The organism is Micromonospora sp. NPDC049679, from assembly GCF_040659735.1.
In the GTDB taxonomy this organism is placed as follows: domain Bacteria; phylum Actinomycetota; class Actinomycetes; order Mycobacteriales; family Micromonosporaceae; genus Micromonospora_I.
Window position 1 is genome coordinate 18,487 of record NZ_JBFANZ010000046.1, and the last position, 13,152, is coordinate 31,638.

Below are 13,152 nucleotides of genomic sequence, written 5' to 3' on the forward strand. Positions count from 1 at the left end.
CTTCAAGTGCACGAGTGAGGTCGTTGCGGGTACTGCCCGCACGACCTCGGAGTGAGGAGTGCAGTGGCAGGTAAGGCCCGCGTACACGAGCTGGCAAAAGAGCTCGGGGTCGAGAGCAAGACAGTTCTCGCCAAACTCAAGGAAATGGGCGAGTTCGTCAAGTCGGCGTCGAGCACCGTCGAGGCGCCCGTCGCCCGACGGCTTCGTGGTGCGTTCGTCGCGTCGTCGGAGGCCGCGGCTCCCGCCGCCGCCCCGGCAGCGGCCGCACCGGTGAGCACCGGCGGCGAGCCCAAGGTTTCCGCCAAGCCCATGCCGCCCCGGCGCCCGTCGGCGCCGCCGGCCAAGCCCAAGGGTCCGGTTCCGGGTCCGCCGCAGCCGTCGGCTCCGGTGGCCAAGCCGGCGAGTGCCCACGACATCGAGGTGGCGGCCGCCGAAGCGCGCGCCGCTGCCCTCAAGGCCGACCAGGAGGCGTCCGTCAAGGCCGCCCAACAGGCCGCCAAGCAGCGCGAAACGGTCCGGCGCGAGCCGCCCGCCGAGGGTGGCGCTGCCCGTCCGAAGCCGGGACCGGGTGCGGTTCCGCCGCGTCCGGGCACGCCCGCGGCCGGTCGGCCGGGGGCGGCTCCCGGCGCTCCGACTCCGGGTCGTCCCGGTGCCCGTCCGCCGGCGCGTAGCGGCGGCAACAACCCGTTCGGCATCACGCCGGGCGGCGCGCAGCGGCCGGCGGCCGCGGCCGGTGGGGGTCCCCGACCCAATCCGGCGGGGATGCCGCCTCGGCCGAGTCCGGCTTCCATGCCTCCGCGGCCCAGCCCGGCCTCCATGCCCACGCAGCGTCCGGGTCGTCCCGGCGGCGGCGCGGGTCGTCCGGGTGGTCCCGGTGGCGGCGGCGCCGGTCGTCCCGCTGGCGGCGGTGGCGGTTTCCGTGGCGGCCCCGGTGGCGGTGCCGGCGGCGGTGGCGGTTTCCGTGGCGGCCCCGGTGGCGGCGGCGGTGGCTTCCGTGGCGGGCCCGGTGGGGCTCCCGGTGGTGGCGGCCCCGGTGGTGGCGGCGGCGGTTACCGCGGTGGCGGTGCCCCGGCAGGTGGCGGCGGTCGTCCGGGTGGCGGCGGTCGTGGTCGCGGTGGTGGCGCCGCGGGTGCCTTCGGGCGTCCGGGTGGCAGGCCGACCCGCGGTCGCAAGTCGAAGAAGCAGCGCAGACAAGAGTTCGACAACCTGTCCGCTCCGACCATGAGCTCGGGCGCGCCCCGCGGTCAGGGCCAGGTCATCCGGTTGTCGCGCGGCGCCTCGCTCTCCGACTTCGCCGACAAGATCAACGCGAACCCCGGCTCGCTCGTCCAGGAGATGTTCAACCTGGGTGAGATGGTGACCGCGACGCAGTCGTGCTCCGACGAGACGCTGCTGCTGCTGGGTGAGCACCTCGGATTCGACGTGCAGATCGTCAGCCCCGAGGACGAGGACCGTGAGCTGCTCGCGCAGTTCAACATCGACCTCGACGCCGAGGTCGCGGAAGAGCGCCTGGTCAGCCGGCCGCCGGTGGTGACCGTCATGGGTCACGTCGACCACGGTAAGACCAAGCTCCTCGACGCGATCCGCAAGGCGAACGTGGTCGCCGGCGAAGCGGGCGGCATCACCCAGCACATCGGCGCCTACCAGGTGCACGTGCCGCACGAGGGTGAGGACCGCGCGCTGACCGTCATCGACACCCCGGGTCACGAGGCGTTCACCGCCATGCGTGCCCGTGGTGCCCAGGTCACCGACATCGTGGTGCTGGTGGTCGCCGCCGACGACGGCGTCATGCCGCAGACGATCGAGGCGCTCAACCACGCCAAGGCGGCCGACGTGCCGATCGTGGTGGCGGTCAACAAGGTCGACAAGCCGGAGGCCAACCCCGACAAGGTTCGCCAGCAGCTGACCGAATACGGCCTGGTCGCCGAGGAGTACGGCGGCGACACGATGTTCGTCAACGTCGCGGCCAAGCCGGGCACCGGCATCGAGCAGCTGCTCGAGGCCGTGCTGCTGACCGCCGACGCGTCGCTGGAGCTGACCGCTCCGATCGACGGGCCGGCGCAGGGTGTCGCGATCGAGGCGCACCTCGACAAGGGTCGTGGTGCGGTGGCGACGGTCCTGGTCCAGAAGGGCACGCTGCGGGCGGGCGACTCGATCGTCGCCGGTGGCGCGCACGGCCGGGTCCGGGCCATGCTCGACGAGAACGGCACGCCGGTCAGCGAGGCAGGTCCGGGACGTGCGGTGATGGTGCTCGGTCTGACCGCGGTGCCGGGTGCCGGCGACACGTTCCTGGCGGCCGAGGACGACCGCACGGTGCGTCAGATCGCCGAGCAGCGTCAGGCACGGCGGCGGGCGGCTAGCTTCGCCAACTCCCGTGGCCGGGCGACGCTCGAGACGCTCATGGAGCAGCTCAAGGAGGGCGAGAAGACCTCGCTCAACCTGGTGCTCAAGGGCGACGTCTCGGGTTCGGTGGAGGCGCTGGAAGATGCGCTGTTCAAGCTGGACATCCCGGAGGAGGTCCAGCTCCGGATCATCCACCGCGGCGTCGGCGCGATCACCGAGAGCGACGTCATGCTGGCGAGCGCGTCCTCCGAGGCTGTGACGATCATCGGATTCAACGTGCGGGCCTCGAACAAGGTCCGCGAGATTTCCGACCGCGAGGGTGTGGAGATCCGGTACTACACCGTGATCTACCAGGCCATCGAGGAGATCGACGCGGCGCTCAAGGGCCTGCTCAAGCCGGAGTACGAGGAGGTCGAGCTGGGCAGCGCGGAGATCCGCGACGTCTTCCGCTCGTCCAAGGTCGGCAACATCTCCGGCTGTATCGTGCGGTCCGGCATCATCCGCCGCAACGCGAAGGCGCGGCTGCTGCGTGACGGGGCCGTCGTGGCGGACAACCTCACGATCAGCTCGCTCAAGCGGTTCAAGGATGACGCCACCGAGGTCCGCGAGGGCTTCGAGTGTGGTCTGACCCTGGGCAACTACAACAATGTCCAGGTCGGCGACATCATCGAGACCTTCGAGATGCGGGAGAAGCCCCGCGCCTGATGGTTGAAGCGACACGGCGGGCCCGGTGCGAAAGCACCGGGCCCGCCCGCGTGTCAGCGGGGTTCCACCGGGTCGGCGACGGCGCCGTTTCCCTGCTGCCCGCTGGTTGATCAAATCGGAGGCGCGCGGTCGCCGCGGTCGCTATCGTGTGCCGCGATGTATACCGGAACCGCGATCTTCGACCTGTTGCTTCCGGGTGACTCCCGGTCGCTCAAGGCGAAAAGATCATATGTACGGCCGATTCTGGCCGCCCTCCGCCGTTTCGAGGTCTCCGCCGCCGAGGTGGGCGCCCTCGACCTGCACGGCCGGGCCGAACTCGGGGTGGCCGTGGTGGCCGCCGAACCCGGTCACGTCGGCGAGGTTCTCGATGCGTGCGAGCACCTCGTCGCCGGACGACCCGAGATTGAACTGCTGTCGATCAGACGGCGGCTGTATGGCGCCGATGACTGATCGCGGGCAGGACGTACGGCAGTGTGACCATCGCCCGCCGCCCGGCGTGGCAGGGTGGGCCGCAGGTAGTGTCAACACGTTGGCCGGGCTGGATCGGGCGGCGCCGCACGCGCCGCCGACCGGGACCCGGAGGCAGAAAGCGGCGGAGGTGACGAGATGACGGACCCGGCCAAGGTGCGCCGGCATGCGGAACGCGTGCGGGAACTGGTGGCTTCGGTGGTGCGCACGATCAAGGACCCGCGCCTCGGCATGATCACCATCACCGATGCCCGGATCACCGCCGACCTGCGCGACGCGACGGTCTTCTACACCGTTCTCGGCGACGCGGCCGCCCAGTCCGGCACCGCGGCCGCGCTGGACAGCGCCAACGGCATGCTGCGCAGCACGGTCGGCAAGGCGCTCGGCCTGCGCCACTCACCGACGCTGACCTTCGTCCTCGACGACGTGCAGGACCAGGTCAAACACATCGACGATCTGCTCGCCGCGGCGCGGCACGCCGACGCGGAGGTGCAGCGGCTCGCCGCAGGCGCGCAGTTCGCGGGGGAGCCGCAGCCGTACAAGCTCGATGAGGCGGAGGACGACGAAGCGGAGGACGAGGAGGAGAGCGAGGGCGCGGCGCGGGGCGTGGCCGATCACGCCGAGGAGCGGCGGTGATCGACGCTCCGGGTGCCTCGGTGTTGGCCGAGGCACGTGCGCCGGCGGCGTACGGAGGTCCCACCGAGGACGACTGGTCGGCGGCGCTCGCGGCGGTTCGCGATCTGCCGGCCGATGCCCGGGTGCTGTTGATCTGCCACGTCAACCCCGACGGTGACGCGCTGGGCAGCATGCTCGGCTTCGCGCTGGGGCTGCGTCGGCTCGGCGTGCGGCAGGTGCAGGCCACCTTCCCCGGTCCGCCCGAGGTGCCCCTGCCGTTCCAGGCGTTGCCCGGTCTCGACCTGCTCGTCCCCGACGACCAGGTCTGGGTCGATCCCGATCTGCTGCTCTGCTTCGACGCGGCCAGCGCGTCCCGACTCGGCTCGCTCGCCGACCGGCTGCTCACCGCGAAGACTTCCGTGGTGCTCGATCACCACGCCTCCAACACCCGGTTCGGTGGGACCCATCTGGTGGATCCCACGGCGGCGGCGACCGCCGTCGTCGCCGAGCAGCTGCTCGCCCGTCTCGGTGTGCCGCTCGACGCGGAGATCGCGGAGTGCTTCTACGTCGCGGTCGCGACGGACACCGGGTCCTTCCGGTTCGACGCGACCACGCCGGCCGTGCACGAGATGGCCGCGCGGTTGATCGCCACCGGGATCCGGCCGGGGGAGATCTCGCGTCGGGTCTTCGACAGCCGCCCGTTCGGCGCGGTGCGCCTCTACGGCGAGGTGCTCCAGCGGGCGGAACTCGATCCGCGCGCCGCGGGTGGGCGTGGCCTGGTGTGGACGTACGCGACCCTGGACGACCTGGCGCGGCACGGGCAGTCGGCGTACGTGCTCGAGGCGTTGATCGACTCTGTGCGCTGTGCCATCGAGGCCGACGTGAGCTGTGTGGTGAAGCAGGTGGGCGACGCGGAGTGGGCGGTCTCCATGCGCAGCAGGGGCGCGGTGGACGTCAGTCGGGTCGCGGTGGCGCTCGGTGGTGGCGGTCACCGGCTGGCGGCGGGCTTCACCGGGCACGGCTCCCCGGCGCAGGTCGTCGACGCGATCCGCGCTGAACTCGCCGCGGACGGAGCGTGCCCCGAAGATCAGGGGTAACCGGGGGGCGGTGGACGCTTTCCGGTTGGATCGACGACGGTGACAATCGAAAGATGGAACAGCCGTCGGAGCTCATCGCAGAGGTGCCGCGGAGCTGGGACCGTCCGGTCGTGTCGGTGCCCGTGCTCGCCCTCATGTCGTTGGTCGGTGGTCAGCTGCCGTCCTTCTCCCCGCAGGCCAACCTCTATGCCGTCGGCACCGGTGGCGCGCTGGTCTGGCTCGGGCTCACCAATCGCGTCCCCCGGCGGCCGGTGCCGCAGCGGCTCCGCTCGGGCGCGGTCTGGTGGGTGCTGCCCCTGGTGATCTTCGGCGTCTTCGAGGGCTCCACGTTCGTGCTGGGGTCGACGGACGACTTTCCGACCTTCTCCCGGCTCGCCGACCCGGTCCTGGATGACCGGCTGTTCCGGTCGCTGGTCTACTTCGGCTGGCTGAGCGCGTTCTGGGGGCTGGTCCGTAGATGAGCGCGTCCCGGCTGTTCGTGATCGGTGGTTTCGTCCTGGCGTTCGGGCTGGTCGCCTTGATCGAGTGGGCCAGTCGACGGGAGGGCTCGCGCATCCCGTCCCTCGGGGACGTCTGTGCCTATGTCATGCAGTACGAGGTCGGCCGGATGCCGGTGGGTCGTCTCGGGGTGTTCGGGTTCTGGTGGTGGGTGGGCTGGCATTTCTTCGCCCGCTAATTGATCATCGCCTACCTTAACGTCCCGTAATACGGGAACAGTGCACACAATGTGGACCTGAACGATAACTTGGTTTCTGGATGCACGTCGTACTGGTCCTTCGTTGCCCGTCTCGAGCGGCGCCCTGATCGAGCGCGCTCGCCGTGGGGTTCCGACGTCGGCGCAGGCGGCTGCATTGGATCTGGTGACAGCGCACGACGACACCCGTACGCCTCCAGGGTCCACCGACCCGGGCTCACGCTGCCCCGGCCAACCTCTCCGGTGATCCCGGATGGCCGCAGCCGGCGTTCAGCACCATCGCCCGCCGCTGGCGCGCCCGAGTGCGCCCGGCGCACCCTGGAAGGACCCTTCAGATGCCGACCAAGCCCAAGCCGGAAACCACCGACGACGCCCGTGAGCAGGCCCGGCGTGCCCTGCAGACGTCGATGGACACCCGCCAGTGAGCGACGGTTCCTCCCGGTGACGGCCGGCCGGGTCTCCGTCCGGCCGTGACCGGGACCGCGCCCGGCGAAGACCGGGAAAGCGGCTGTACATGTAAGTAGCTCAAGGGTTTGCATCCCTTACGTCTGGCATGTGACGATGCGAGGCGATGAGCCCCGCCGCCACCGACACCCCGGTCTCCGCCGCCTCCCTCCGGCGAATCGCCGGTCTCGCGCTGCCCGCCCTCGTCGTTCTCGCCGCCGAACCGCTCTACGTGCTCGTCGACACGGCGGTCGTCGGTCATCTCGGGCGGGTGCCGCTCGCCGCCGTCGCGGTCGGCGGCACGGTCATGACGGTCGCCGCCTGGCTCGGCACCGTGATGGCGTACGGCACGACCGGCCGCTCCGCCCGCCGCTTCGGCGCCGGCGACCGGGCCGCCGCCGTGCGGGAGGGAGTCCAGGCCTCCTGGCTGGCGCTCGCCGTCGGACTGTTCCTCGCACTCGGCCTGCAGGCTCTTGCCGGGCCGGTGACCCGTGCCCTCGCCGGTGGCGGCTCCGACGTGGCCGGCGCCGCCGCGCAGTGGCTGCGCATCGCGGCGCTGGGCGCCCCCGGTCTGCTCCTCGCCGCCGCCGGCAATGGCTGGCTGCGCGGCGTGCAGGACACCCGACGGCCGCTGCGCTACGTGCTCGGCGCGAACGTGCTCTCCGCGGTGCTCTGCCCGGTGCTGGTCTACCCGCTCGGTCTCGGCCTGGTCGGTTCCGCCGTCGCCAACGCGCTCGCACAGACCGTCTCCGGTCTCCTCTTCGTCGGCGCCCTCGTCGCCGAGCGGGTGTCGCTGCGTCCGCAACCCGCGGTGATCGCCCGGCAACTCGTCCTCGGTCGCGACCTGCTCGTCCGCGGCGCGGCCTTCCAGGCCAGCTTCCTCTCCGCGACCGCGGTGGCAGCCCGGTTCGGCACCGCGGCGGTCGCCGCCCACCAGGTGGCCCTGCAGCTCTGGTTCTTCACGGCCCTCGCCCTGGACGCCGTCGCGATCGCGGCGCAGTCCCTGGTCGGCGCGGCGCTCGGCGCCGGTGACGAGGCCGGGGCGCGCTGGCTGGCGCGGCGCATCGCGCTGATCGGCGCTGTCTGCGGCGTCGCCTTCGCGCTGCTCATCGCGGCTGGAGCCGGCACGGTGCCGACCTGGTTCAGCAACGACCCGGAGGTGCACCGCCAGGCCATGATCGCGTGGCCGTGGTTCGTGGCGATGCAGCCGCTCGCGGGGGTGGTGTTCGCCCTTGACGGCGTGCTGATCGGCGCGGGGGACGTCCGCTATCTGCGCAACCTCACGATCGTCGCGGCGCTCGGCGCGTTCCTGCCGGCGATCTGGGCCGCCTACGCGCTCGACCTCGGGCTCGGCGGCATCTGGGCCGGGCTGACGCTCTTCGTCGTGGCCCGTCTGGTGGCGTTGCTGCTGCGGCTGCGCTCCGGCCGCTGGGTGGTCATCGGCCCGACCCTGCACCCGTCAAAATCCTGACGGACAGGTACAGCGCCCCGGCCACCAGGACCGTTGCGGTGACCGCGACGATCACGAACGAGATGACAGGCGTCGCCCGCGGGTAGCGGTCGCTCAGCCGGGACCTGTCCCGCCATGCCCACCACGCCTCCCGCGCCGCCTGCAACCGCGGCCGCGCGGACACCCACCGCGACCAGCGTCGGCCCAGCGTCATCCGTGGGGGCGGCGGGTTACGCATCCATTCGGGAAGCTCCACCCGCTCGCGCGTGGCGTGGGCCGGCAGGGGTGCGTGGTCGTCGGGAGGCTCGTCGGCGCTGGTGGTCACGGAGTTCCCCGTCGGCGTGGTGGGCGCGGCAGACGAGGATCATGGCATCGGGTCAGCGCTGCCCGGAAGATCCGTTCGGGTGGTATCACCGGTGGCGGCCGCGCGACAACCCGCGAGCTCGGTCTGGCAGGCTTGGCGGGTGTGAGCGCAGATGGTCTGATCGTGGTGGACAAGCCGGCCGGTATGACGTCGCACGACGTCGTGTCGCGGGTACGGCGGTTGGCACGCACCCGGCGGGTCGGTCACGGCGGGACGCTGGACCCGATGGCGACCGGGGTCCTGATCATCGGCGTCAACCGGGCGACCCGGCTGCTCACGTACGTGATCGGGTCGGGCAAGTCCTACACCGCCACGATCCGGCTCGGGCAGTCGACGATCACCGACGACGCCCAGGGTGAGGTGGTCGCCACGACCCCGGCCGGCCAGGTGACCGACGAGGCCGTCCGCGCCGGCCTCGCCCCGCTGACCGGCGAGATCGACCAGGTGCCGAGCGCGGTGAGCGCGATCAAGGTGGACGGCCAGCGCGCCTACAAGCGGGTACGCGAGGGCGAACAGGTGCAGTTGGCCGCCCGCCGGGTGACCGTCTCCCGCCTGGATCTGCTCGCCATCCGGCGTCCCGAGCCCGACGTGGTGGACGTGGACGTCGACGTGGCCTGCTCCTCAGGGACCTACATCCGGGCGCTCGCCCGCGATCTCGGTACGGCGCTCGGGGTCGGCGGTCACCTCACCGCGCTGCGCCGCACCACCGTCGGCGGGTTCACGCTCGCCGAGGCGGTCACCCTCGAGGAGTTGGAGGAGCGCGCCCCCGAGGTCGTCAACCTGCCGCTGGCGGCGGCGGCCGACCGGTTCTTCCCACGCCGGGTCGCCTCCGCCGATGAGGCTAAGGTGCTCTCGCACGGAGGACCGCTCACGGAGATCGGCATCGCCGGCCCGTACGCGGTCTTCGATCCCGACGGGGGACTGCTCGCGGTCGTCAGCGAGCGGGACGGTCGGGCACGGGCGGAGATCGTGCTGGCGCCCGCCTGAGCCGTCGCGCGATGGTCCGGCCCGGCGCCGGGCGGCGGGCACGGAAGTAAGTGGACCGGGAAGTTAGGGGAGCGTCATGCAGCGGTGGCGGGGCTTCGAGGCAGCGCCGGGTGGCTGGGGGCGCTCCGTCGTCACCATCGGGGTCTTCGACGGCGTGCACAGGGGTCATCAGGCGACGATCGGGCACGCGGTCAAGCGCGCCCGGGACCTCGGCGTCCAGTCGGTCGTGGTGACCTTCGACCCGCACCCCGCCGAGGTGGTCCGTCCCGGCTCGCACCCGGCGGTGCTGACCGAGCCGGCGCGCAAGGCCGAGTTGATCGAGGCGCTCGGCGTCGATGTGCTCTGCGTGGTGCCGTTCACCCCGGAGTTCTCCCGCGTTCCGGCCGAGGGGTTCGTGCACGACATCCTCGTCGAGCACCTGCACGCCGCGCTCGTCGTCGTGGGGCAGAACTTCCGTTTCGGCCACAAGGCCGCCGGCACGGTGGCGCTGCTGGAACAGTTGGGCCGGACCTTCGGCTTCGGCGTCGAGGATGCCCCGCTCGTCTCGGACAACGGCACGGTCTTCTCCTCCACGTACATCCGGGCTTGCGTCGACGCGGGCGATGTGGTGGCGGCGGCCGCGGCGCTCGGCCGCCCGCACCGGGTGGAGGGCGTCGTGGTCCGCGGCGACCAGCGCGGTCGCGAGCTGGGCTTTCCCACCGCCAACCTGCTCACCCACCGCCACGCGGCGGTGCCGGCCGACGGGGTCTACGCCGCCTGGCTGGTCCGGGGCGGCGCCCACGGGTCCCGGTTGCCGGCCGCGGTCTCCATCGGCACCAACCCCACCTTCTCCGGGCGGGAGCGCCGGGTGGAGGCGTACGTCCTGGACTTCGAGGGGGACCTCTACGGCGAGCGGCTCGGCCTCGACTTCGTCGCGCACCTGCGGGAGCAGCGCCGGTACGAGGGGATCGAGCCGCTGGTGGCGCAGATCACCGAGGACGTCGTCCGCACGCGGGAGACCCTGGGCGAGCCCGCGGAGTAGTCGCGCGGGGACACCCGGTTGGTCGGGGGTGCGGATATCCGCCCCGGCGGACTGGTAGCCTGGGCGGGACGTCGGATTTGCCGACGATGGGCCTCGCGTGCCTGCACGACGCCGCGGGTGCGAGGTTTGTTGCGGAAAACCCCCCACAGAACAGGGAGAAGATGGCGCTCGACCAGGAAGCCAAGGCCAAGATCCGCCAGGAGTACGCCACCGCCGAGGGTGACACCGGTTCGCCCGAGGTGCAGGTGGCCGTCCTCACCAAGCGGATCGCTGAGCTCACCGAGCACCTCAAGGTGCACAAGCACGACCACCACAGCCGTCGTGGTCTGCTTCTGTTGGTCGGTCGCCGCCGGCGACTGCTCAACTACATGCAGAAGAAGGACATCAACCGCTACCGGGCGCTGATCGAGCGGCTCGGCCTGCGGAGGTGACTTGAGCGGGGAGTGATCGCCACGGCGGTCGCTCCCCGCTGTCGCACCACCCGAGTACAGGGGCCAAGCGCGACCACCCGTGAAGGGAGCCGGTCAGCGCACCGGTCCTCGGTAGTGGCCCCCGGGCCGGTCGGCGAAAGCCGACTCCCCCGGGCGCTTCAATCGAAGACCGGCCGTCTGAGCAGCTCCCCGAGGTCGTGGTCCCACGACGTAGAGGAGTACAACGCACTGATGACCGAACAGAACAGTTTCGGCGACAAGAACAGCAAGGCCGTGATCGACAACGGGTCCTTCGGCACCCGTGAGATCACCTTCTCCACCGGCCGCCTCGCCCGGCAGGCCGCCGGCTCCGTCATCGCCCAACTCGGCGAGACCGTGGTCCTCTCCGCGACCACCGCGGGCAAGCAGCCGAAGGAGCACTTCGACTTCTTCCCCCTGACCGTCGACGTCGAGGAGCGGATGTACGCCGCAGGCCGGATCCCCGGTTCGTTCTTCCGCCGTGAGGGGCGCCCCAGCGAGGACGCGATCCTCACCTGCCGCCTGATCGACCGGCCGCTGCGCCCCAGCTTCGTCAAGGGTCTGCGCAACGAGGTGCAGGTCGTCGAGACCATCCTCGCGCTCGACCCGCAGCACCCCTACGACGTCGTCGCGATCAACGCCGCGTCGATGTCGACCAAGCTCTCCGGCCTGCCGTTCTCCGGCCCGATCGGGGCGACCCGGATGGCCCACATCGACGGCCAGTGGGTCGCCTTCCCGACCCACGAGGAGCTGAGCCGGGCCACCTTCGACATGGTCGTGGCCGGCCGGGCGCTGCCCGACGGTGACGTCGCCATCATGATGGTCGAGGCCGAGGCCACCGCGAACACCGTCGCGCTGGTCGCTGGCGGCGCGCCCGCGCCGACCGAGGAGGTCGTCGCCAGCGGCCTGGAGGCCGCCAAGCCGGCCATCCGCGAGCTGTGCCGCGCGCAGAGCGAGCTCGCCGAGGTCGCCGCGAAGCCCGTCGCCGAGTTCCCGGTCTTCCTCGACTACACCGACGACGTCTTCGAGGCGGTCGCCTCGGCCGTGCGCGGTGAGGTCGCCGAGGCGCTGCGGATCGCCGGCAAGGCGGACCGCGAGGAGGCCCTGGACCGCGTCAAGGAAAAGGCGTACGAGCAGCTCTCCGCGCAGTTCGAAGGGCGCGAGAAGGAGATCGGCGCCGCGTTCCGGTCGCTGACCAAATCCGAGATGCGCACGCGGGTGCTGCGTGACCAGGTTCGCATCGATGGTCGGGGTCCCCGCGACATCCGCCAGGTGACCGCCGAGGTCGGCGTGCTGCCGCGGGTGCACGGCAGCGCGCTGTTCGAGCGGGGCGAGACGCAGATCCTCGGCGTCACGACCCTCAACATGCTCCGCATGGAGCAGACGCTCGACACGCTGGCGCCGGAGAAGTCCAAGCGCTACATGCACAACTACAACTTCCCGCCGTACTCGGTCGGTGAGACCGGCCGGGTCGGTGCGCCGAAGCGGCGCGAGATCGGTCACGGCGCGCTCGCCGAGCGGGCCCTGATCCCGGTGCTGCCGGCGCGCGAGGAGTTCCCCTACGCGATCCGCCAGGTCTCCGAGGCGCTCGGCTCCAACGGTTCCACCAGCATGGGTTCGGTCTGCGCCTCGACGCTGGCCCTGCTCTCCGCCGGTGTGCCGCTGAAGGCGCCGGTCGCCGGCATCGCGATGGGCCTGATCTCGGACGAGGTCGACGGCAAGACCGAGTACGTGACACTGACCGACATCCTCGGTGCCGAGGACGCGTTCGGTGACATGGACTTCAAGGTCGCCGGCACGGCGGAGTTCGTCACCGCGCTCCAGCTCGACACCAAGCTCAACGGCATCCCGTCCGACGTGCTCGCCGCCGCGCTGCAGCAGGCGCACGACGCCCGGCACACGATCCTCGGCGTCATGGAGCGGGCCATCGAGGCGCCGGCCGAGATGTCCGACTACGCGCCGCGGGTCACCACGGTGAAGATCCCGGTCGACAAGATCGGCATGGTGATCGGGCCGAAGGGCCAGACCATCAACGCCATCCAGGACGAGACCGGCGCCGAGATCTCCATCGAGGACGACGGCACGATCTACGTCGGCGCGACCAACGGCCCCTCGGCCCAGGCCGCGGTCGACCGGATCAACGCGATCGCGAACCCGACCATGCCGAAGACGGGCGACCGGTTCCTCGGCACCGTGGTCAAGACCGCGGCGTTCGGGGCCTTCGTCTCCCTGCTGCCCGGCCGCGACGGTCTGCTGCACATCTCCAAGGTGGGCGACGGCAAGCGGGTCGAGCGCGTCGAGGACTTCCTCAACGTGGGCGACCGGGTCGAGGTCCAGATCGCCGACATCGACGCCCGGGGCAAGATCTACCTCGACAAGGTGCGCCCCGAGGGCGAAGAGGCGCCGGCGGCGGCCGAAGAGCGTCCAGCGGCGCCTTCACGCCGGTGTAGCGCGCCTTGAGTTCCACCACCGCGTGCACGTCCCGGGCCTGTTTGCGGGCGAACTGGTCGAGCAG

11 protein-coding genes and 1 pseudogene are annotated in these 13,152 nt (G+C 71.5%); 11 read left to right on the top strand and 1 reads right to left on the bottom strand.

Features of this window, described 5'->3' with window-relative positions; genetic code table 11:
- The first annotated feature begins 63 nt into the window (after positions 1-63).
- From infB to AB0J06_RS23190, 7 genes are all read left to right on the top strand, one after another.
- Entirely contained in the window at positions 64-3,048 is a 2,985-nt protein-coding gene (gene infB, locus AB0J06_RS23160; protein WP_357431226.1) for a translation initiation factor IF-2, read from the top strand.
- Between the two features lie 156 nt (positions 3,049-3,204).
- Positions 3,205-3,498: a DUF503 domain-containing protein gene (locus tag AB0J06_RS23165; RefSeq protein ID WP_357431228.1), complete on the top strand. Its 294-nt coding sequence runs from the start codon at positions 3,205-3,207 to the stop codon at positions 3,496-3,498.
- A 156-nt stretch (positions 3,499-3,654) separates the two neighbouring features.
- On the top strand, positions 3,655-4,152 hold the full coding sequence (gene rbfA, locus AB0J06_RS23170; RefSeq protein ID WP_357431230.1) for a 30S ribosome-binding factor RbfA: 498 nt from the start codon (positions 3,655-3,657) through the stop codon (positions 4,150-4,152).
- A 23-nt stretch (positions 4,153-4,175) separates the two neighbouring features.
- Complete coding sequence (locus AB0J06_RS23175; protein ID WP_357431246.1) at positions 4,176-5,228, top strand: bifunctional oligoribonuclease/PAP phosphatase NrnA; 1,053 nt, start codon at positions 4,176-4,178, stop codon at positions 5,226-5,228.
- A 53-nt stretch (positions 5,229-5,281) separates the two neighbouring features.
- Positions 5,282-5,689: a hypothetical protein gene (locus tag AB0J06_RS23180; protein WP_357431232.1), complete on the top strand. Its 408-nt coding sequence runs from the start codon at positions 5,282-5,284 to the stop codon at positions 5,687-5,689.
- Positions 5,686-5,904, top strand: coding sequence for a DUF6186 family protein (locus AB0J06_RS23185; protein WP_357431234.1), 219 nt, complete (start codon positions 5,686-5,688; stop codon positions 5,902-5,904). Before AB0J06_RS23180 ends, AB0J06_RS23185 begins: the two co-directional genes overlap by 4 nt.
- Positions 5,905-6,493: 589 nt before the next feature.
- Positions 6,494-7,837 carry an MATE family efflux transporter gene (locus tag AB0J06_RS23190; protein ID WP_357431236.1) on the top strand — a complete coding sequence of 448 codons (1,344 nt, stop codon included), beginning with the start codon at positions 6,494-6,496 and terminating at the stop codon, positions 7,835-7,837.
- On the opposite strand, the gene AB0J06_RS23195 is transcribed toward AB0J06_RS23190, so the two are convergent.
- Positions 7,803-8,141, bottom strand: a complete 339-nt coding sequence (locus AB0J06_RS23195) for a hypothetical protein (RefSeq protein ID WP_357431238.1) — start codon at positions 8,139-8,141, stop codon at positions 7,803-7,805. The two genes, AB0J06_RS23190 and AB0J06_RS23195, sit on opposite strands and share 35 nt — an antisense overlap.
- 141 nt (positions 8,142-8,282) lie before the next feature.
- On the opposite strand from AB0J06_RS23195, the gene truB reads away from it, so the two are divergent.
- The 4 genes and pseudogenes from truB to AB0J06_RS23215 form a co-directional block, all read left to right on the top strand.
- Complete coding sequence (gene truB / locus AB0J06_RS23200; protein ID WP_357431240.1) at positions 8,283-9,167, top strand: tRNA pseudouridine(55) synthase TruB; 885 nt, start codon at positions 8,283-8,285, stop codon at positions 9,165-9,167.
- A 76-nt stretch (positions 9,168-9,243) separates the two neighbouring features.
- Positions 9,244-10,188, top strand: coding sequence for a bifunctional riboflavin kinase/FAD synthetase (locus AB0J06_RS23205; protein ID WP_357431242.1), 945 nt, complete (start codon positions 9,244-9,246; stop codon positions 10,186-10,188).
- A gap of 161 nt (positions 10,189-10,349) precedes the next feature.
- Entirely contained in the window at positions 10,350-10,619 is a 270-nt protein-coding gene (gene rpsO / locus AB0J06_RS23210; protein WP_357431244.1) for a 30S ribosomal protein S15, read from the top strand.
- Between the two features lie 231 nt (positions 10,620-10,850).
- Positions 10,851-13,067 (top strand): annotated as a pseudogene (locus AB0J06_RS23215) (polyribonucleotide nucleotidyltransferase); the annotation flags it as partial.
- Positions 13,068-13,152: the final 85 nt, after the last annotated feature.